Raw genomic sequence first — 20978 nt, 5'->3', positions numbered from 1 at the left:
TTGATCAATAGCCGAGCGCGACGCCGTCGCGACGTGGATCGGCACCGCCCCTGAGAAGGCCGCGCGCCCTGTCAATCCAGATGGCCTGTCCTGTCCCCAGCGGATTCGGAGCCGGCTGAGGGTGATGGGAGAGCGCGCGCAGTCCGCTCCAGACTGGCTGAGGCACAGTGTGTTCAAGATGAAGCGTGTCGCCGTGGGCAAACATGCGGGGGTGATCGAGTGCTTCCTGGATTCCCATTCCGTAGTCCACGATGTTTGTCAGGACCTGAATCTGTCCGAGCGGCTGGAAATGCGCGCCCGTGACGCCGAATGACATGACGGCTTCGCCGTCTCGGGTCAGCATCGCGGGTATGATCGTATGCATCGGCCGCTTTCTGCCGGCGATGGCGTTAGGGTGAGCCGGGTCCGTCACAAAGCCGCAGGCACGGTTGTGAAGCAGGATGCCCGAACGCGGAGCAATCAGTCCGCTGCCGAAGTCATCAAAGATCGAGTTGATGAAGGAGACTGCGAGTCCATTCTTGTCAACGACGGTCAGGTAGATCGTGTCACGGTGAGCAGGCCCATACATTGGAGCCGCGTCGGCCATGCGGCCCTCCATCCGGATGCGGGAAATGCGCTGGTCTATTCTGTTTGCGGCAAGCATGTGCTGCACGATTGCGTCCGGGTCTTCCCTATCGCATAGATAATGATCGCGTTCGGCATAGGCCAGCCGGGCCACCTCGGTTTGAAGATGGAAACGTTCGACCGAGAGCGGACCAAACTTCGACACATCGAAGCGTTCGAGCATCGCGGCCATTCCGAGAGCGACAATTCCCTGCCCACTCGGTGGACACTCCCAGAGCTCGTACCCGCGGTATGAAGTGGAGATGGGGGTGACGTAACGAGGGTGCCAGTCCGCAAAGTCATCGGCCCGGTGATAACCACCAAGCGTTCTCAGCTTGGTCACGATATCCTCGGCGATCCATCCCTCGTAGAAAACGTCCGGACCATCCGACGCAATCGACGATAGCGCTTCCGCGAGGGCGGGCTGCCTGTGCAATTCGCCAGCCTGATAAGCGCTCCCGTCGCCATGAAGGAACACCTTCGCGGTGTCGGAATCGTTGCTCAGTTTGACCGTTTGTCCGGCCCAGTCTCGCGCAAGCCTTTCTGTGACCGGCGAGCCGTTCGTGGCCGCCTCGATGGCTGGGCGCAGAAGGGCGGCCCAAGGTTGGGACCCGTAGTCCTGCGCAAGTTGTGCCCACGTCCGAATGGAGCCGGGTACCGTCACTGCGTGTGCCGAGAGCGGATTGATTTCAGCTACGCCAGAAGCCCGGTACTCCGACGCGCTTGCGCCAGCGCATGCCCAGCCAGCACCGTCCAGTGCGATGATGGAGTTCCCAGGGCGTTTTAGCAGGACGAAGCAGTCGCCACCAATTCCAGTCTGTGTGGGTTCAACGACCGCAAGCACGGCGGCCGCTGTAATCGCTGCATCGACCGCATTGCCGCCTGCCTTCAGAACGTCGAGCGCAGCGAGGGTGGCTTGAGGATGTGAGGCGGCGGCTATACCGCGGGTGCCAAGAGCCTCAGAACGGCCGGGAAGTTCAAAATCACGCATAAGACATTTCCAGTAGGTCAGATAACAGCCAAAGACGCGTTTCGCAGATCGGTTACCAACATCGACGATGGTGCGTGAGTGATGCAAAGTGGCGGCCGCGCGTGCATGGCGGCGAGTTGGGGGGTGAGACCGCATGCCCAGAAAAGCGGAATCTGCCCACTGCCGACGAAGGACGAGCCGATATTCCGATATCGCCGATTGAGATCGACGCCGATTGCGGCGGGGTCACCCAGGTGTACCGGCGCGCCGTGCACTTTCGGGAACCGCGACGTGATCTGAATTGCGCGGATGGCGTCGACTGGCGCGAACGGCCTCATGGTTACGACCAGAGATGCACGAAAGCGGCCCGCCGGCTCCGTCTGGAGGGTTGTCTCATAGACACCGGCAACCTCGCCGCGCTCGAGAAACGGCAACGGAAGTCCGGCATCCGTCAACGCTTCCTCGAAGGAAAACGAACAGCCGAGTACGAATGTCACAAGGTCAGCGCGCCACAAAGCACGTAAGTCCTGAACCTCCGCGGTGAGTACGCCGTGCTCGAAGACGTGATATCGCGGCACATCGGTGCGAATATCGATATCGGTCCCCAGCGTTGGAAGATATGGATCGCCCACGTCTGATCGAGCGATCAACGGACAGGGTTGCGGATTCCGCTGGCAAAACAGCAAGAACTCCTCTGCATAATCATGTGGGAGGATGCAGATATTGCCCTGCACATAGCCAGGCGCATGTCCTGCCGTATAGCCACTGTAGGTGCCTTCCCGTATTGCCGCGCGCAACGCCTGGGGCGTGAGGAAGCGATCGTTCTCTGGATAAGTCATGACTGGCTCCAGGCCGAAGCTTTTTCAGTTGAGCGGGGCGGCCGTTGATTACCCGGATTCTGTCCAACATCGTCGAGCGGCTTGCGGCTCGTTTCCGGTCCGAGAACGGCCATCGACACAGCCTGAACTGCAAACAGTATCCCGCATGACTGCTCGGCGACATGGACGCGGGAAAGCCGGGAATGAGGTGATAACGGTTCATGGACGGAATCGCTCGTGTCTTGCCGGTGGGTAAGGGAGAATGTGCCGAAGATATACGGGAAATCAGTGTGCGTCCCAGCGCACTGCTGCACGCTCAACAAGCTCGACGGTGTAATACAGAACGATGCTGATGAGCGTGAGAATGATCAGAGCCGAAAATGCCAAGGGCGTGCGCGACTGGGCTGTGGATGTCATGATGAGATAGCCGAGTCCCTGTTCCGAACCGACGAACTCACCGATAACGGCGCCAACCACTGCGAAGGTAATGGCGACCTTGCACCCAACCATTATCTGGGGCATCGCTTCCGGGAAGCGCAGGCGGACGAATATCTGCCACTGTGAAGCCTGCATCGCCTTGAGCAGATCAACTCTGCTGCGAGTCGTCGCTTCGAGGCCGGCTGTAGCGCTCACCACGATCGGGAAAAAGCAGACGAGAAATACGACGACCACCTTCGGCATGGTTCCAAATCCGAGCCAAAGCATGATCAGCGGCGCGAGCGCGACCTTCGGGACCGATTGAAGGCCGAGCAGGGCCGGATAAATCGTGCGCTTCAGCAGCGGAATGTAGGCAACGAGCACAGCGAGTGGAAGCGCGACGGCGATCGCCAGTGCAAAACCAAGAAGCGTTTCATAGAACGTGACCCACGTGTTCATGGCCAGGTCGCCACGCCAGTCATACGCGGTGACGGCAATTTTCGAGGGGGCAGGCAACATCCACTCTGGCAGGTGCCATCCTCGCGCTGCCAGTTCCCAGAACAGGATCAATGCGACGAAAGTCATCATGGGCGTCGCCGAGTGCAACAGCTTTCGTGGGTTGGAACGGTTGTTCATGTCAGTTGCTCCGGCGAGCGAAGATAAGTTCGCGGATGTGGTGCGCAATCTCGCGGAATCTCGGGTGCAGTTCGGATTGAGGACCACGGGGTCGAGGCAGATCCACCGGAATGATCTCCACGATGCGGCCAGGACGCCGAGACATGACCACGATGGTGTCCGACAGCATCACGGCCTCATTGATGTCATGTGTAATCAGGAGGGCCGTCTTGCGGGTTGCTTCCCAGATGCGAAGCAATTCCAGCGAAAGTTCTTCGCGTGTCAGGGCGTCGAGCGCGCCAAAGGGCTCGTCCAGCAGCAGGACCTCAGGATCGGTGAGCAAAGCACGGCAAAGGGCTGCGCGCTGCTTCATACCACCCGACAGATTGTGCGGCTTCCGGTTTTCGAATCCCTTCAGGCCGGACATTTCGAGTAGTGCTTGCGCTCGCCCGTTAGCTTCCTGGCGTGGCAACTGGTAGATATCCGCAGGCAACATCACGTTCTCAAGGACGGTGAGCCACGGGAAGAGGACATGCTCCTGGAAAGCAATCCCCACGTCTCTCGATGGTCCATCGAGCTCCCGGTCGTAGCGCAGCGCGATCCCGTCTGTGGCAAGCTCCAGGCCGGCAAGAATCTTCAGGAGACTGGATTTCCCACAGCCTGATGCACCCACGATTGTGACGAAGGTACCTTGTGGAATATCGAGCGAAACATCGTCCAAGGCGTGAACCTGGCCCGCATCGGTGTCGTAAATCTTCGAAAGATGGCTCACATGAAACGTAGGCACTCGTGACGACGAAGGCGCCGGTGGGGACGAGCGCAGCACGCGCTCTGCCTGAAGGATAGCAACCATGTTAAATCTCGAAATATAGGAGTGTTAGTGCGGCACGAATCCGGGAGCGAACATCTCCTGAGCGGTAACTGGACGCTTAAGTTTGTAGGCCGAAGAAACAATGTCGACGGTCTTCTGCATCTTTGCTTCACTGATGCTTCCCAGCGGCCCATTCGGAAACTGAGCAAGTTCGGCTACCTCGCGTGTTTCGCCGGTGCCAATGTCGGCGTCCACCTGGCGTTGTTCACGATGAAGGATTTCGCCGGCTTCCACCGGATTGGCGAAGGCGTCGCGCATGCCCTTCAATGTCGCGGTCACGAATTTCCGGATGGTCTCCGGGTCGTTCTTGATCATGTCGTCCGAAGCAATGATTCCATTGCTGTAGAAGTCAAGCCCGGCATCCTTGTACGCAAGCCTGACAAGTTTCTTCGGGGCGACTACCTTTTCCAGGAGCGGCTCTCCAACCGAGTACTGGCAGATCGCGTCAACGCGGCCGGTGGCCAGCATCGCAGGCAGAGCGCTGCCATCGGCAATGACAAAATGAACCTTGTCCTTGTCGATGCCACTTGCCTTCGCGTAGGCACCAAACATAAGCATGACCGAACTCGTGGCAGAGTCAGCGACGCTCCGGCCCATGAGATCCTTCGGAGTCCTGATGCCGCTGCCATCCGTGGTAAAGATCGCATGGGGCGGTTGCTGGTAGACCACGGAGACCAGCTTGACGGGTACGTTGTCATTAGCCCGAGCGAGAACAAGCGACCCCGCATCGGCGAAGCCGATTTGGGCCTGGCCCGCTGCGACTTTCCTGATTGCGTCGGCGGACCCGCCGCCGCGGACAATCGTCACGTCAAGCCCTTCCTGCTTGTAATAGCCCTTCTCCAGTGCGACGTAGTAGTACGCATGCCGGCCATTGACGTTGAAGTCCGTAACGAAGGTCACATCCTTGGCTACCGCTGTGTTAGAGGTCAAAAGCGCAGAAGCGAGGAGGGGTAGCAGCGCGAGGCGGAGGGCAGCGCGAACGGGAATGCGATGGAGCGTCATGAGGTTGGCCCGGAAGTGTAGATCGTGTCCTCCTGATGCAAGCTATATGCCAATCCAATGTCTAATTCATATAAATTATTGATTTATAAAGGCAAAATACAAACCAGTCATGCCGACGGCGAATTGTGTTCAATCATTGAACTTTGACTGATTGAAACTGGTGCTCAGTGCACCATTTAGACGTGGGGAGTTCAATAATTGAACATAATCCCTATTTTTGTTCTTAGACGGGCGGCCGTGAAGTCTATTGTGATAGTTTCCGCTGGCCTGCAAATTGCATAACTCGTTTCATCAATCCATAAGATCGATCATGAAACAGTCAGCACAGGAAAAGGCATCGGGTGTCGAAGCTATCGACGATTCGTCGGGTGGCCTGAGCGAGGATCAGGGCGGGACAAGCAGCGCGCGCGGCTCGTTGCGACCAGATTCGTATTTGCGGTCCCTGGAAAAGGGGTTGGCGGTGCTTCATGCCTTTTCTCCTTCAAAGCCGCAACTCACGATCACGGAGGTTGCGCACAGGACAGGACAGGATCGCGCCGCCGCCCGGCGCGCAATGCTGACCCTTACTCAGCTTGGCTATCTGGTGCAGGAAGGAAAGACATTCAGGTTGACGGCGAGGGTCCTCGGTTTTAGCTATCAATACCTTGCGGCGCTGCCATTCTGGCAGCAGGCGCATCCCGTACTCGAGGCATTGTCCGATGAGATGAACGAGACTATCTCAATCGGGGTGCTCGATGGCCAGGACGTGGTCTTCGTTTTGCGCGTACCCGCGAAGCGGCTTCTCACGTTCGACCCCAGCACGGGCACTCGCGTGCCAGCACAGGTGCATTCCATCGGTCATGTCCTGCTAGCGGGACTCCAGGACCAGGAGTTTGAGCGTTTCATATCGAATACGACATTCACGCGCTTCACCGCGGCGTCCATCGTCAATGACTATGACCTACGGTGCGTAGTCGCGACCGCAAGGCAGCAGAACTGGGCGTTCGCGTCGTCACAGCATGAGGAAAATCTCGGAGGCGTGTCGGTTCCGCTACGCGACGCAAGAGGTCAGATGCTGGCCGCGCTGAACGTCAACTTCATCATGGACAGTGATTCGCGCCGCCGTGCAGTGGAGGACCTGTTGCCGCGGCTTCAACTAGCTGCACGGCGTATTCAGGAAGCGATGCCAGAACAAGCCATAAATCGGGGCCGCGCGTATCGATAGGTACCTGGAACATGTTGTCTCGTCACACGAAGACGGAGCGCGGGCAGTTCTCGTTATGCCGGTCAGGTGGAGGGCTGTGGCGGACTGACTGGCTTGTGAAAAGTGTCGGCCACACGCCAAGGCAGGAGCTCGTCGATGCGCTTGGCACTGTGACCAGCGATATGGGTTGCACATAGTCGAGGTAGGGACGCTGATCGATGTCATTCAGTGTGCAAGTGCCAATCAATGCGTACATCGCGGCTGCCGTTTGCCGCTGCTGTCTGAGCCGGCGAATAAAAAATTCTTCCGGCCCAGGCTTACACAACGCAGCGCGTTCTCCGCGATGTTGTTGTCGATCTCGAGCGTACCGTCTTCGCAATGCAGCGTCAGTGCGCTCGACGGATTCAGTTTGTAGTTGATGGCCTTGGCCGTATCGGAATTCGACGACTGCGTTTTGAGCTTTGCAACACATATCACTTCAAATTGGTGTATGACGGCGAAGGCGGAACATGGCTCCGCAGCCCCACCGCTATACGAAGGTTTCGGTCACTCCATCTTTTTCGTGAGACCGCTATGCGATTGCATAATTGCGAGCCCGGTGGGTCCAGCGATATTCTGGAACGCAACGGTTGCCGCGCCATGCGGCGACTACCGAAGCCCATCAGGAGCGTTTCAGAACATGAATACCTCGCTTGCCGAAAATCACGCTTCGCCGCTACAGCCCGGCGCCCAGGCGCCGGACTTCACATTGCCGGCCACGCCGGATCAGAAAATGTCGTTGTCCGAATTGCGCGGCACGCCGGTCATCATCGCTTTTTACCCGGCCGACTGGAGTCCAGTTTGCGGCGACGAACTCGGCTTGTTCAACGCCACACTCGACATGTTCAAGCGGTTCAGGGCGCAGTTCGTGGCCATTTCCGTGGATAGCGCGTGGTCGCACGCCGCCTTTTCCGCGCAGCGCGGTTTTCACTTTCCGCTGCTGGCGGACTTCGAACCGAAAGGGGCGGTCGCCAAACGCTACGGCGTATATCGCACGGCAGAAGGCGTGAGCGAACGGGCGCTTTTCGTGCTCGACGGGGAAGGCGTCGTGCGCTGGTCGGAAGTCTCGCCGATCAGCATCAATCCGGGCGTGGACGGCGTGCTCGACGCCCTCCAGCACCTCGTCTCCAGCACGCAACAGGACCTGTCATGAGCCATCTCACTCCGCCCGTGGGCGACGCCGATCATGCGCAGGGCGCCGCGGATGCGCCGGTCACGCTCGTCGAATACGGCGACTTCGAATGTCCGTATTGCGGCGCGATGTATCCCGTCATCCGTGCCGTTCAGCAAGCAATGGGCGAGCGTCTGCGCTTCGTGTTCCGCCAATTTCCGCTCGCTTCGATGCACCTGCACGCGCTTCATGCGGCTGAAATGTCGGAGGCCGCGGCGGCGATCGGTCGCTTCTGGGAAGCGCACGACATGCTCTATGAAAACCAGAACGCGCTGAACGACGGGGCGCTCGCGACCTACGCCTCGCATATCGGTATTCGCCCGAGCGACTTGAAGTCGGCGTTTGAAGGCGCGTATGACGAACGCATTCAAGGCGATTTCGACGGAGGCTTGCGCAGCGGCGTCAACGGCACGCCGACCCTGTTCATCAACGGCCGGCGTTATGACGGCGATCGCGACGCCGGGAGCATTCTCGAAGCGCTCAACGCCGCCGCGGCCGGCAAGTGAGAGGGTAGACGGTCAAGCCGGGTCGAGCACCCGGCCCTGGCTTGCTGCGAGGGGCCACGCGTGACTTGCGACGACGCTTACTTTGGCGGCAGTGCCGTCTTGCTCTCTGCGCAGGCGATCGAACTTACGCTGCATGTCGGCAACTTCGCCGCATGCGGCGAGCCGCTCATGGGCGAAGACTCTCGTCAGCGCGAACATTTCGAAGCGGGTTTTCATGCCTTCTTGCCGGCGCAGCAAAAGCGACTTTTCCGCGAGCAAGGCAAGCGCACGCTCCACGGACGCAGCGTCATGCCGGGAATCGGCAGCGATCCGAACGGCTTCGCGCGTATCGAAAGGGCGCGGAAAAATGGCAAGCCGCCGCAGGACCACCCGTTCCAGGTCGCAAAGCGCCTTTTCGCTGCGCAGGAAATTCGCTTTCAGCGTGCGCTGATGCGTCGGCACATCCTTCATGCGCGACTCGAACTCGAGCATGCGCCGCTCGAAGTCGCCCTCGAAAGCTTCGAGGCCGACTATCGCGGCGGTTTCGGCGGCGAGTTCAATGGCGAGCGGTACGCCGTCGAGCGAATTGCATACTTTTCGCACGACGGCCATGCCGGCTTCGCTCATGTCACTGCCTCCGCTCAGCGCAAAGAAACGCGTGAGAAATAGTTCGACCGCAGCGCATTCGAGGGCGCGCTTCGCGTCTGCCACCGGTGTTAAATGCGAGAGCGGCGGGACGATCACGCGCGCCTCATAAGAGAGGTTCAGCGGCACGCGGCTCGTGACGAGCATGTGGATGCCGGGGCAGTCTTTCAGCACGGCGTCCACGCAGTGCGCGACCGCATCCACCTGTAGCTCGCAGCCGTCGAGTATCAGGAGCACCTTCTTGGCACTGAGCGCCTGCGTCAACGACGCCAGAGAGTGTGCGAGGTGCGCTGAACCTCCAGGCGTTGCGTCAGTGATCTTCGCAACGATGCCCTTAAAGCACGAGACGGAATCGAGCGAAACGATGAATACCCCGTCACTGAAGTTTGCCAGCGCCTCGAACCCCAAAGCCACGGCCAATCGCGTCTTGCCGATACCGCCCGTTCCGAGCAGCGTAAGGAGCCGTGTTTCGCCTACGCGCGCCGACAGCGTGGCCGCGGCTTGCTCGCGGCCCAGCATTTTGCCGGGCGTGCGGGGCAGGTTATGACGTGTTTCTCGGGTCTTTGCGCGCGAGGCTCCGCCGGTTTCTGGCGTTCCTTCGCAATGCTTCAAGCGGTAGCCGCGCCTGGACACCGTCTTGATCAGGTCGCGGTCTCTCCCAAAGGCGCGGCGAATGGCGGAAATGTGTACGTGCAGGCTGTTTTCCTCGACCACGCAATCCGACCACACTTTTTGCATGATTTCGTCTTTGGAAACGAGTTTGCCATTCGCGAGAATCAAGACTTCGAGAACGTCGAAAGCGCGTGTTCCCAGCGTCATTTCCGATCCTGCCCGATAGACTTTTCTCTCCGTCAGATCGATTTCGACATTTCCGATGCGTTTCATCATTCCATCCGGTCGGGTTTGCAATAGCCTTCATGCGTCTGCGTCGCAATGCTAATGCGGGCGCGTAATAATCGGAATACTATCGGTCGGGAAGCGCGCAGTGAATACGCACGGAATCGGTCATGAGATTGCGCTGCGCGCAATACGACTAAAGGAAAGCCGATTGCGCCGCGTTACCCATTACACGCACTTAACAACCGCTCGGCGTTAGGTGTAACCTCTCCATTACAAAGTCATCGCGCGGCATGCGCATCATAGAGCCATGGACAAACTCGTAGCCCTCAACACCCTGCTCGAGGTCGCAGACGCCGGAGGATTCGCCAAAGCGGCAAAGCGCATGGGGGTCGCCACTTCGTCGGTGGCGCGCCTGATGGACGCTCTGGAAGCGCAACTGGGCACGGCGCTACTCACACGCACGCCACGCCGCGTGAGCCTGACCGACGCTGGCGCAACCTATGTCGAGCAGGTATCCAAGGTGCTCGACGGTTTGACGGAGGCTGACGAAAGCGTCCGCGACAGCGGCGCAGCGCCAATCGGCGTGCTACGCATCACGATTCCCACGACCTACAATCGCGTCGTGCTCGCACCACACCTCGCCGCGTTTTTGCGCGAGCATCCCAATGTGGCGCTCGACATTGTCGTTGCCGATCATATGATCGACCTGGCGCTGGAGCGTATTGATATCGCCATCCGCATCGGCCTGCCTTCCGATAACCCTAATCTCATAGTGAAAAGGCTGGCGGACAATCCGCGCGTGGTAGTGGTGAGCCACGAGCATCTGGAGCATAACGGCATGCCGCACACGCCCGCCAATCTGACCGACCATCAATGTCTGCGCATCGCGTACGGCGGCAGCTATCGCGCCCGTCAAACGTGGACGTTCATGCGAGCGGGAGAGCAGGAGCGAATCAACGTGCGAGGGCGGCTCGTTTCCAATAGTCTCGACATGCTGCTCGAGGCCGTGCTCGCGGGCCAGGGGTTCGCACTATTGCCGGAATGGCAGGTCAGAGAGCACATCAACGCGGGTCGGCTCACGCATCTGTTCGCGGACTACCGCGTAACGCCGCACGGCGACGAGGCCGTCGCGTATGCGGCGTATCTGCCTAACCGGCGGCACTCGCGGAAAGTGCGGGCGTTTCTCCAGTTCATCGAGGGCAGGGTGGCATAGGGCATTGATCGACTGGCGACTGCATCACGCGATCACGCTACTGTGTTATTGCGCCGAGGCCGAAAGACTGCGCCAGTTGCTTGCCTCGCGCAATGAGCGGGCCCAGTTTCGTGCGCCTCTCCATTGCCCATGTTCCGAGCGCGGCTTCGATATGGTGGGCTGCGTTGAGGCCACTCAAGGATTGTGCAAGCGTGATCGCGTCGTCGGCCGCCTTGGAGGTGCCAGAGGCCGTGTGCGGGCGAACTGTGCACGCGGCGTCGCCGATCAGAGCGACGCGTCCCACGGCAAACGACGGACTCAATGCGTCGAAAATCGCCTGAATGAATGGCGCCTGTGTGTGCTTCATCAATTGCTGCAAGACAGGCGGCAGCTTTTCGCGCGCGCAATCGAGCAGATACGCGGTTGCTTCGACCGAAAGCCCTCCGGGGCTCACGGAGGCATGGTGGCGATGTCCTTCGCGATCCGTTAGATAGCGGCTCAGCGCTGCGACGTCGGGTTCGTTTCGATACCACAGCCAGTTGAATCGCCGCTCGCCCGATTCAATCGCCCCGTTCAGCCCCGGAATGGGAAACGTCATGAACAACGCACCCCGTTCGCGCAGGAGCGTGATGCCGTTGTCCAGTTCGGCGACCAGATGTGCGGGAAGCTGCGTTTCTTCAACTACGCCGCGCCAGGCGGCGTATCCCGCATACGACGATCGATAATCAGGGAAAAGCGTGGCGCGTATTCTGGAGCCCGCGCCGTCCGCCGCAACCAGCAGATCGGCGCTGACCGTTTCACGTCCGTTGATTTCAATTTCCACTCTGTGTTTGAAGTTTCGCACCTTCGTGACCGCCTCGCCATATCGAACGACATCGACCGGCAGCATCTCGCTCAACGAGCGATAGACCGAGTCCCACGACGAAAACGGCACAATTTCGCGCCCCTCTTCTATGAGAGAGCCATCCGAAGCCAGCCATCGCCGCCACTCGACCGGCACGGCAAGCGTCTTGCGCGTAGCATGACCGTGCTGCTCCAGAAAGCGCATCATGTGGCGCAGGATCGCCACGCCGCCGCCGTGACCGCGCATGCCGGCGGCCGTGCGCTCGAATATCGTTACGTCGTGGCCGAGGCAACGCAGCGTCAGCGCGGCCGCCAAACCCGCAATCGAGCCACCGACAATGGCAATTTTCATATGCGTCACCCGTTCGGAGTTTCAGACGCTGTGCGCGGGAATGCGCATCAACTGGTTGCCGAGCATGATGCCTCGCGTCGTCATGGCGCGCCCCACTCGCATTTGCTCTGCGTTCCAGCGCGAGAGCGCCCGGTTGATCGCGTCTTTGCCCGCGTGCTGCGGCAGCTGCGCCGCCTCCAGTTCGCGCGCCAGGGCGTAAGCGTTGGCGGCTGCCTTGGCCGTGCTGCCGGCAGTGTGGGGGCGCGGAACCGAAGCGGCGTCGCCGGTGAGCAGCACCCGGCCGTAGCGCATCGAGCGCGTCTGCACGTCGACGATGGGCTGCATGAACGGAATATCGGTGGCATGCACGAGCGCGCGGAACGTCGGCCCGAGCAGCGTTTGCGCTTCGTCTTTCAGGCGGTCGATGTTCGCTTGCTTGGCAGTCCCAGGTGGAAGGGAGAACGGTCGCTGCACGCCGTTGCGATCCACGAGCAGGTCTTGCAGTTCGTCGGTGTCGTAGCGTCGGTACCAGACCCAGTTCCAGCGGCGGCGGCCGGGCTCGGTTGAGTCGTCCTCGCCCGGGACCATGTAGCTGAGCGCAGAGTGTCCCACGCCGTCCGAGAAGGCGAAGCGATCGCGCAATGTGTCGGCGGCGAAGGCGGCCAGGTCCGGTTCCTCGATCAGTCCGCGCCACGCGACATAGCCGGCATAGCGGGGTTTCGTGTCGGGTTCGAGCAGCGTGCGCAGCGTCGATCGAACGCCATCCGCGCCGATCAGGAGGTCGGCCGTGTGCCGGTGGCCGCTTTCGAAGTGCGCCGTGACGCGCGCGCCATCGTCCTCGAAGCGGGCACAGCGCTCGCCCGCGTGCAACGTGCCGTCCGGCTGCGCGCGCTTGAGCGCCTTGTAGAGCAGGCTCCACGACGTTTGCATTTGCGGCATGTAGAAGCGGCTTACGATGCGATCTGATTCATCGAGGTAGATCCGGTCGCCGGAGAGCACGCCCGGAGGATGCGGCACGGCGACGTCCGCGAATTCGAAGGCGTGGGTAACGTCGGGCTGCAACACGACGCCGCCCCCGCGGCTTTCGAGTTCGTGGGCGGAAGCCTCATACACGGTCACGTCCCAGTTGGCCGCTCGCAGCGCCGCCGCGGTGACGAGTCCGCCCAGCGATCCGCCTACCACAATGGCCTGCGGTTGAGTATGACGGCTCATACGAATCTCCCTTGAAGCGCCTTGGCGAAAATCACTGGCGGTTGTGCACCGTTCACGATGAATTTGTCCACGAGTATCGTCGGGACCGAGCGGATGCCGAGCGCGTCGGCTTTCGCGCGCGAGGCATTGACGTCGATGTCGCCCGCGTCGGAGTCGAGGTAGGCGCGGGCTGCGCCGGCGTTGAAACCCTGGTTCGCCGCGAGATCCACCAGCGTGTCGAGCTCGCCGATATCGCGGCCTTGCGCGAAGTACGCGTCGAAGATGGCGTCGTACAGTCGTTCGGCCTGCTCAGGCGTGCCCGCACCGAACGCGTGATGGAGCAGGCGATGGGCGAGGCGCGTATTGGGCGTGAGTTCGATGCGGCTGAAGTCGAAATGGATATCGGCGGCCAGGCCTGCCGCCGTCACGGCCGCATCGAGCATGTCTGAATGCGCAACGCTGCCGAACTTGCGCGTGCGGTAGGCGCGGCGGTTCATCCCGCCACGCGGCATTCCCGGGTTCAGCTCGAACGGCAGAAAGGTGGTGTCATAGCGGTTCTCGTAATCCGCCATCTTTGCGCCGGCCTTCAGGTTGCGATGGCCGATCCAGCACCAGGGGCATATGAAGTCGTACGCAAGTACGAGTTGTGTGCGTTCCACGAAGCGTGCTCCAGACAAAAAATGCGTCGTATGCAGGCTATACGGGAAGGCGTGAGAACTGAATGCCATGACCGCGCAACATCAGATTGCGTGGCGCGCAACTTTGCGCGTGCGAGCAGGCTCCAGGTCCTCGCAGCGCGCCGCCACGCGCCGGGCGTCGCACCGCACATCTTGAGGAACACCCGGCTCAGGTGACTTTGATCCGAAAAGCCGCAGATCATCGCGATTTCTGCGAGCGGCCTTTCCGTGGTTTTGATCAGCACGCGCGCTTCGGCAATGCGCTGTTCGAGCAACCATTGATGCGGCGGGGGGGCCGTGGTTCGCGCAAACGCACGAATGGAATAGGCGCTCAAGAGATTGCACTCGCTCACAATGTCGGCGATCGCGTTGCAGCTGTTCGAGCGCAGCAGTAGAAGTTCTTTTGCCCGGGCTTGCTCATGCCCGGACAGGTCTCGCGCGATGCCGCTCATTGCTCAATAAACCAATTCGATGGCGTTGAGAGGCAATGGCTTAATTTGGGGCTAGGTTACTTATAACCTGATAACCCAGACACATTCCGTGGTTTTGAATGCGTCTGGAAGCGAGACAAACCGGCGTTTTGAGCACTTTTGTTCCGAAGGATCAGCAAAGTCTGCGTCAAAAAACGGTGCACGCGATGACTTATCCCCGTTTCAGGCCGGTTTGCGTCGCAAGCGCCATCGTGGCCCGGTGTGCACTTTTATTCAAGACTCCTTGTTACACAATGCTTACAATCCGGTCGCGGGTCTTTGATGACAAGCTTGACTGATCAGCATCGGCAGTAATCGCGCCGCATCGTCCCGCGGCTCAAGGGGAACATCCATGATCAAAATTGGCGGGTTGCTCGTCAACTTCGAGCAACGTCAGATTCTGCGCAGCGGCTTGCCGCTGCGCATAAGCGCGCGCGCGTTCGACATTCTGGAAGTGCTCTTTCGGGCCAATGGTTCTATCGTGACCAAAGACGACATCATCGATTCGGTCTGGCCTGATCAGATCGTCGAGGAAAACCGCCTGCAAGTGCATATCGCGGCGTTGCGTAAGGCGTTGGAGGCCGATCGCGAGCTCATCAAAACTGTCACGGGCCGCGGTTATATTCTCGTTCCTCAAGCGCCGCGGGCGCCGCGAGGTGCTCTCGCCTCGAATCTGCCAGGCCGCCCGACGACCCTGGTGGGCCGCGACGCGGATGTCGAAAACGTGGTCGCGAAGCTGGCGGAGTCGGCCGTCGTCACGCTCGTCGGCGCTGGCGGCATCGGCAAGACCGCGCTGGCGATTCGCGTCGCTGAGGTCGCGCAGGCGCATTTCGCCCCCAACGTTTGTTTCGTCGAGCTGGCCTCAGCGAATTCGCGCGAGTCCGTGCTCGCTACGATGGCCCTGGCCCTTCAGGTGGGGCCCGCGGAAGCGTTGCAAGACACGCGCGCACTGCTCGCAAGAATGCAGCCGGAAGGTGTGCTCCTTGTGCTCGACAACGCCGAGCATGTGGTCGAGGAAGTCGCGGAACTCGCCGAGAATCTCGTCTCCTACGCGCGTTGGCTACGCGTGCTCGTCACGAGCCGCGAGCCGCTCACTATCCGCGCTGAGACTGTCTATCGGGTCGAGCCGCTGGCAGTGCCCGCTACTGAGGATAAGGTCGAAGCCATGCTCGATTATGGCGCGGTTCAGCTGTTTCTTCAGCGCGCGCGCGATATCGCGCCGCGTTGCGCAGGGGACCAGACCAGCGTCCGGGCGGTGGCGGACATCTGTCGTCAGCTGGAAGGTTTGCCGCTCGCGATCGAACTGGCGGCGGCGCGCGTAGCGACGCTCGGTATCGAAGGCGTGGCGGCGCGGCTCGATGACCGGCTCAATCTTTTGAGTGGCGGCTTGCGTCTTGCTCTGCCGCGCCACCAGACCTTGCGCGCCACCTTCGACTGGAGCTATGCGCTGCTCGACGCCGAAGCGAAGGGGCTGTTTCGCAGCCTCGCGTTCTTCGCCGGTACGTTCGCCTTCGACGCCGTGTGTGCCGTGGCCACCGAGCCCGGCGTGCCGATCGCAACGGCCATAACGGCGCTCGGCGAACTGGCCGCGAAATCGCTGCTCACGGTCGAGTTTCATGGTGCGATCGCGCTGTACCGGCTCACGGAGTCGACGCGCGCGTACGCAATGGAGAAACTCCGCGACGAAGGTGAGGTCCAGCGCGTCGCGCAGCGCCATCTGCGTCATTTGCAGCGCCAGATCGAAGACCGCTCGGCCCTCGTGCCGCATCGAAGCAAGAGCGCGCAAGCGCAATCCTCGCTCGACGCAGCGCGCAGCACCTGGGATTGGGCGTTTTCATCCGATGGCGATGCGGCGCTGGGTGCGGCACTGGCGGGCTCACTCGTGGGCACGCTGCTCGACGCGTCGCTGGTGCACGAGTGCCGCGAGCGTGCACACCGGGCGCTCGAGACGCTTGATGCGCTGCCCAAGGGCGCCGTGGACGCCACATGCGAAATGCGCGTGTGTTCCGCGTACGCGGCCGCGCTCCTGATGACGGATGGCGCGGCCGCCGCCGCCGCCGCGCTTTGGCGCCGGGTGCTGGAGCGGGCCACGGCTTGCGCGGACGCCATGTTCGAGGCGCGCGCCATGTGGGGCCTGTGGAATGCGGCCATGACCGCGGGCGACATTCATGCGTCGCTGCGCTTTGCCACGCGTTTCGAGGCGCGCACGCAGCGAGGCGGTTCCGTGTGGCAAAAACTCTGCGCGAGCGCGACGCTGGCGGCATCGCTGCATTGCTTCGGCGAACAGGAACAGGCGCGCGAGCGGCTGGAACGCGCGCTCGCGTCGCTCGAGGTGAGCGGGCCGCAAAGCCGCGCCGACACCGATCTCGGCATCGAGCCGCGCATCTTCGGCACGGGCACACTCGCGCGCATCGCGTGGATGCAGGGGGAAACCGCGCTCGCGCTCGACCTGATCGAACGCGCGATCAACCTCGTGCGCGCGGACATGCTGGAGCCTTCGCTCTGCCATCTTCTTGCGGTCGTGGCGGTGCCTATTGCGCTCGCGTGCGGAGAGTCGGATCTCGCGGCGAGCCATCTGGCGTTGCTGCGCTCGCAAGCGGCGCTCAACCGTTTCGGGGGGTGGGAAGACTTCGGCGAATGCCTCGCGGGCCAGTTGGCGCTGGACGCGGGCCGCCGCGGAGAAGGGATCGCCCGGCTCGAAGCAGGGTTGGCCAGCCTGGAGGCACGTGGATTCCGCAGGCTCACCTCGCCCCTGATCGTAACGCTCGCGCAAGCGTTGGTGCTGGAAGGGCGGCTCGACGAGGCGCTGACGACGATTGAGGCGGCGCAGCGGCGCACCGCCGCGGATGGCGACCACGCGTTCGCGGCCGAACTGATGCGGACGAGCGCCCTGGTTGACCTCGCGCGTGCGCGGGCGGGTTACGCAGCCGGCGACAAGACGCGCGCGCGCCTGGTCGAGGCGGCCCATAGCAAGCTTGCGCAGGCGATGGCGCTGGCGCGCGAGCAGGGCGCATGGCTGTTCGAACTGCGCGCGGCGCTCGATCTCGGTGAGTCGCTCGCGCAGGACGGCGCGCTTCGCGAGGCCGATGGGTTGCTTGCGCCGTTTGAGCGCTTCGGCGCGGAGCAAGCGGCGCAGGGAGCACAGGGAGCGCAGGGACGGCACCCACGCCTGCCCGAAACGCGCAAGCTGGCCGCGCTGCGCCACAAGCTCGACACGCCGGGGCTGCGCGACGTCGACATGGCCGACGCCATGTAGCGTGTGGGGAACACCTGCACCCGGCTTTCTGAAGATCGGTTTCAGGATTACTCAGGTTTCACAAAGGACATGGCTTTTCCGCGTCGCTAAGCTGCGGTAGCGAAATCGGGGTGCAGACCGTGCGACGTTTCACGGTCTGTGCGCCCATCCCTCAACAGCACGAACGCAGTGAGCTCGCCCGCGCTTCCGTGGCGAAGCAACGACGGAGAACCCATGACTGCGCAGCACACCAATACGAATACGATTCTCACCTCGCGCCGCCGCATGCTTTCTGCAGGCGCACGCGCACGGCACGCAGATCTTTTTCAAGGACTGGGCACGGGCACGCCGGTGGTGTTTTCGCACGGCTGGCCGTTGTGCGCCGATGCCTGGGACGCGAAAATGCTCTTCCTCGTGAACCAGGGCTAGCGCGTGATCGCCCATGACCGCCGCGGGCACGGCCGCTCCGGCCAGCCCTCCTAGGGCAACGACATGGACACCTACGCCGACGACCTGGCCGCCGTGCTCGACGCGCTCGACGTGAAGGGCGCGATGCTCGTGGGCCATTCGACGGGCGGTGGCGAAGTCGCGCACTACGTTGGCCGCCACGGCGAAAAGCGCGTGGCCAAGGCGGTGCTGATCGGCGCGGTTCCGCCGATCATGGTGAAGACGGCAAACAACCCGAACGGTCTGCCGATGTCAGTGTTCGACGGCATTTGCGCAGGTGTGGCCGCGAACCGGTCGCAGTTCTATCTCGATCTCGCCACGCCGTTCTACGGCTTCAACCGCCCGAACGCGAAGGTCTCGCAAGGCCTCGTGCAGGAATTCTGGCGCCAGGGCATGGCCGGGTCGATCAAAGGCCAGTACGAGTGCATCAAGCAGTTCTCGGAAGTCGATTACACCGACGACCTGAAGAAGATCAGCGTGCCCACGCTGATCCTGCACGGCGACGACGACCAGATCGTGCCGATCGACGATTCGGCGAAGCTCTCGGCGAAGATCGTCAAGAACGCCACGCTCAAGATCTACCAGGGCGCGCCGCACGGTATGTGCAGCACGCACGTCGATCAGGTCAACGCGGATCTGCTCGCCTTCCTCAAGGCCTGACGATCGTCGCGCCGCTCGTGCGCGATGATCCTGGCTGAAAAGCGGAAGGGAAAGTGATTCAAGCCGCGCCGTCAATTCGGCACGGCTTGAATTGCGTCGTTTCGCGCCCGGAAAAGCCATCATATATTTTCAGGCTTTACACAGGACTTTCAGCTGCATATTCCATAGAGTGGGGCCCTTGCGAAGTTCTTGAAAACCGAAGCGATATTCCGGATGCGAGGAAGGGCGAAGTCTGCTCTCGCGGTGTGATGCGAGTCTTGCGCGCAATTCGAACTGCAAACGAATCTACTCAAGACACAGGAGAGAGCGTCAATGGGCGCATCCGAGCGACCTCGGCGTATTGCCGACCTGGTGATCTACAACGGCAAGATCGCGACGCAGGACGAGCGCCGCTCGTTTGCCACGGCGCTCGCGGTTGCCGACGGCAAGATCGTCGCGTCCGGCAACGAGCGCGACGTCATGCAATGGGCGCGCGACGACGCGCGCCGCATCGACCTCAACGGCCGCACCGTCATTCCCGGTCTGAATGACTCGCACTTGCACGTGATTCGCGGCGGCCTGAACTTCAACATGGAATTGCGCTGGGACGGCGTGCCTTCGTTGCGCGACGCGCTGGAGATGCTGCGCGCGCAGGTCGCGCGCACGCCCGCGCCGCAATGGGTGCGCGTGGTGGGGGGCTGGAACGAATTCCAGTTCGCCGAGAAGCGCGGCCCCACGCTTGAAGAAATCAACGCTATCGCGCCGGACACGCCAGTGTTCATCCTGCACCTCTACGACAGCGCGTTGCTGAACGCGGCGGCGCTGCGCGCCGTCGGCTACGCGCGCGACACGCCCAATCCGCCGGGCGGGGAGATCCAGCGCGACCGGCGCGGCAATCCCACCGGCATGCTGATCGCGCGACCCAATGCGGGCCTGCTGTACGCCACGCTCGCCAAGGGCCCCAAACTGCCGATCGACGACCAGATGAATTCCTCGCGCCAATTCATGCGCGAGTTGAACCGCCTCGGCGTGACGAGCGCGATCGACGCGGGCGGCGGCTACCAGGCCTACCCCGACGACTACGCCGTCATCATGGAACTCGCGCGCCGCGAGGAACTCACGATCCGCATTGCCTATAACCTTTTTACGCAGAACGCGAAGCGCGAGATCGAGGACTTTGCGCGCTGGGTGAAGGTCACGCGGCCCTGCGAAGGCGACGACTTCCTGAAGGTCAACGGCGCGGGCGAAATGCTGGTCTTTTCTGCCGCTGACTTTGAGGACTTTCTGGAGCCGCGCCCCGATCTGCCCGAGGAGATGGAGAAAGAACTGGAAGGCGTGGTGCGCCTGCTGGTACAGAACCGTTGGCCATGGCGGCTGCACGCGACCTACGACGAGTCCATCAGCCGCTTTCTCGATGTGTTCGAGCGCGTGAACGCCGACACGCCTTTCAACGGCCTGCGGTGGTTCTTCGATCACTGCGAGACGATCTCGGATCGCAACATCGAACGTATCGCCGCGCTTGGCGGCGGCATCGCCGTTCAGCACCGCATGGCTTTTCAGGGCGAGTATTTCATCGCGCGCTACGGCACGCAGGCCGCGGCCCAAACGCCGCCCGTGCGCAAGATGCTCGAAGCCGGTCTGCCCGTGGGCGCGGGTACGGACGCTACGCGCGTGGCAAGCTACAACCCTTTCGTTTCGCTCTACTGGCTCGTTTCCGGACGCACCGTGGGCGGCACGCCGATGTATGCGCCGCGCGACCGCCTCGAACGCATGGAGGCGCTGCGCCGCTATACGGTGGGCAGCGCGTGGTTCTCGAACGACGAATCGAAGAAGGGCGCACTCGTGCCGGGCCAGTTTGCCGACTTCGCTGTGCTCAGCGAAGACTTCTTCACGATCGAAGAAGAGTCGATCAAGCATCTGACTTCGGTGCTGACCGTCGTGGGCGGACGCATCGTTTATGCCGACGCGGAGTTCGACGCACTGAGTCCGCCCGCGCTGCCCGTGAGCCCGTCGTGGTCGCCCGTGGCCGAGTTCGGCGGCTATGCGCGCTACAAGCCTGTCACCGCGCTCAATGCCGCCGTGTCCGCGCAGTCGTGCAGCGACGCCTGCGTGAACCTGTGCGGCATTCACCAGCACGCGCACGGCTGGGCGTGGCGCAGCGACGCTCCGGTATCGGACCAGAATGGTTTTTGGGGTGCGCTGGGTTGCAGTTGCTTCGCGTTCTGAACGGGCGCGCGGACATGAAACGCGTCGGCGTCCCCGTGCCGCGCTTGCGGCAATCACCGAAAATAACG

General features: G+C 61.8%; 17 protein-coding genes and 2 pseudogenes. 8 read left to right on the top strand and 11 right to left on the bottom strand.

Annotation, left to right across the window (positions count from 1 at the left end; all coding sequences use genetic code 11):
- Positions 1 to 4: 4 nt before the first annotated feature.
- From VSR34_RS22120 to VSR34_RS22100, 5 genes are all read right to left on the bottom strand, one after another.
- Positions 5 to 1594 (bottom strand): gamma-glutamyltransferase family protein, encoded by a 1590-nt coding sequence (locus VSR34_RS22120; protein WP_342963543.1) that lies wholly within the window; start codon positions 1592 to 1594, stop codon positions 5 to 7.
- Positions 1595 to 1611: 17 nt separating this feature from the next.
- Complete coding sequence (locus tag VSR34_RS22115) at positions 1612 to 2412, bottom strand: putative hydro-lyase (protein ID WP_342963542.1); 801 nt, start codon at positions 2410 to 2412, stop codon at positions 1612 to 1614.
- 264 nt (positions 2413 to 2676) lie between these two features.
- Positions 2677 to 3444 (bottom strand): ABC transporter permease, encoded by a 768-nt coding sequence (locus VSR34_RS22110; protein ID WP_342963541.1) that lies wholly within the window; start codon positions 3442 to 3444, stop codon positions 2677 to 2679.
- Position 3445: 1 nt separating this feature from the next.
- The gene (locus VSR34_RS22105) at positions 3446 to 4276 is read right to left on the bottom strand and encodes an ABC transporter ATP-binding protein (RefSeq protein ID WP_342963540.1); all 831 of its coding nucleotides are present in this window, start codon (positions 4274 to 4276) and stop codon (positions 3446 to 3448) included.
- Positions 4277 to 4300: 24 nt separating this feature from the next.
- The gene (locus VSR34_RS22100; RefSeq protein WP_342963539.1) at positions 4301 to 5296 is read right to left on the bottom strand and encodes an ABC transporter substrate-binding protein; all 996 of its coding nucleotides are present in this window, start codon (positions 5294 to 5296) and stop codon (positions 4301 to 4303) included.
- A gap of 310 nt (positions 5297 to 5606) precedes the next feature.
- On the opposite strand from VSR34_RS22100, the gene VSR34_RS22095 reads away from it, so the two are divergent.
- Positions 5607 to 6500: an IclR family transcriptional regulator C-terminal domain-containing protein gene (locus tag VSR34_RS22095; RefSeq protein ID WP_342963538.1), complete on the top strand. Its 894-nt coding sequence runs from the start codon at positions 5607 to 5609 to the stop codon at positions 6498 to 6500.
- Between the two features lie 62 nt (positions 6501 to 6562).
- Here the strand turns inward: VSR34_RS22095 and VSR34_RS22090 are convergent.
- Positions 6563 to 6944 (bottom strand): annotated as a pseudogene (locus VSR34_RS22090) (transposase); the annotation flags it as partial.
- A gap of 214 nt (positions 6945 to 7158) precedes the next feature.
- On the opposite strand from VSR34_RS22090, the gene VSR34_RS22085 reads away from it, so the two are divergent.
- Positions 7159 to 7671, top strand: a complete 513-nt coding sequence (locus tag VSR34_RS22085) for a redoxin domain-containing protein (protein WP_342963537.1) — start codon at positions 7159 to 7161, stop codon at positions 7669 to 7671.
- Entirely contained in the window at positions 7668 to 8195 is a 528-nt protein-coding gene (locus VSR34_RS22080; RefSeq protein WP_342963536.1) for a DsbA family protein, read from the top strand. The genes VSR34_RS22085 and VSR34_RS22080 overlap by 4 nt, the downstream gene beginning before the upstream one ends.
- A 12-nt stretch (positions 8196 to 8207) precedes the next feature.
- Here VSR34_RS22080 and VSR34_RS22075 read toward each other — a convergent pair whose 3' ends face one another.
- Complete coding sequence (locus tag VSR34_RS22075; protein ID WP_342963535.1) at positions 8208 to 8801, bottom strand: hypothetical protein; 594 nt, start codon at positions 8799 to 8801, stop codon at positions 8208 to 8210.
- 621 nt (positions 8802 to 9422) lie between these two features.
- On the opposite strand from VSR34_RS22075, the gene VSR34_RS22070 reads away from it, so the two are divergent.
- Both VSR34_RS22070 and VSR34_RS22065 read left to right on the top strand, forming a co-directional pair.
- Positions 9423 to 9731: a hypothetical protein gene (locus VSR34_RS22070; RefSeq protein WP_342963534.1), complete on the top strand. Its 309-nt coding sequence runs from the start codon at positions 9423 to 9425 to the stop codon at positions 9729 to 9731.
- A gap of 235 nt (positions 9732 to 9966) precedes the next feature.
- Positions 9967 to 10872: a LysR family transcriptional regulator gene (locus tag VSR34_RS22065; RefSeq protein WP_342963533.1), complete on the top strand. Its 906-nt coding sequence runs from the start codon at positions 9967 to 9969 to the stop codon at positions 10870 to 10872.
- A 37-nt stretch (positions 10873 to 10909) separates the two neighbouring features.
- Here the strand turns inward: VSR34_RS22065 and VSR34_RS22060 are convergent, their stop codons facing one another.
- The 4 genes from VSR34_RS22060 to VSR34_RS22045 are packed head-to-tail and all read right to left on the bottom strand — an operon-like array spanning position 10910 to position 14345.
- Positions 10910 to 12046 (bottom strand): FAD-dependent oxidoreductase, encoded by a 1137-nt coding sequence (locus VSR34_RS22060; RefSeq protein ID WP_342963532.1) that lies wholly within the window; start codon positions 12044 to 12046, stop codon positions 10910 to 10912.
- 21 nt (positions 12047 to 12067) lie between these two features.
- Complete coding sequence (locus VSR34_RS22055) at positions 12068 to 13237, bottom strand: FAD binding domain-containing protein (RefSeq protein WP_342963531.1); 1170 nt, start codon at positions 13235 to 13237, stop codon at positions 12068 to 12070.
- A complete protein-coding gene (locus tag VSR34_RS22050) occupies positions 13234 to 13875 on the bottom strand; it encodes a DsbA family oxidoreductase (RefSeq protein ID WP_342963530.1) in 642 nt (213 codons plus the stop codon). Before VSR34_RS22050 ends, VSR34_RS22055 begins: the two co-directional genes overlap by 4 nt.
- Positions 13803 to 14345, bottom strand: coding sequence for an AraC family transcriptional regulator (locus VSR34_RS22045; RefSeq protein WP_342963529.1), 543 nt, complete (start codon positions 14343 to 14345; stop codon positions 13803 to 13805). The genes VSR34_RS22050 and VSR34_RS22045 overlap by 73 nt, the downstream gene beginning before the upstream one ends.
- A 370-nt stretch (positions 14346 to 14715) precedes the next feature.
- On the opposite strand from VSR34_RS22045, the gene VSR34_RS22040 reads away from it, so the two are divergent.
- From VSR34_RS22040 to VSR34_RS22030, 3 genes and pseudogenes are all read left to right on the top strand, one after another.
- On the top strand, positions 14716 to 17619 hold the full coding sequence (locus VSR34_RS22040; protein ID WP_342963528.1) for a winged helix-turn-helix domain-containing protein: 2904 nt from the start codon (positions 14716 to 14718) through the stop codon (positions 17617 to 17619).
- Positions 17620 to 17890: 271 nt separating this feature from the next.
- A pseudogene (locus VSR34_RS22035) lies at positions 17891 to 18705 on the top strand (alpha/beta hydrolase).
- 312 nt (positions 18706 to 19017) lie between these two features.
- Positions 19018 to 20910, top strand: coding sequence for an amidohydrolase (locus tag VSR34_RS22030; protein ID WP_342963527.1), 1893 nt, complete (start codon positions 19018 to 19020; stop codon positions 20908 to 20910).
- The last annotated feature ends 68 nt before the right edge of the window (positions 20911 to 20978 follow it).

Source organism: Paraburkholderia sp. JHI2823, assembly GCF_038900695.1.
GTDB classification, from domain to species: Bacteria; Pseudomonadota; Gammaproteobacteria; order Burkholderiales; family Burkholderiaceae; genus Paraburkholderia; species Paraburkholderia mimosarum.
Note: the sequence above shows the minus strand (reverse complement) of the source record. Positions and strands in the feature narration are given on the sequence as shown.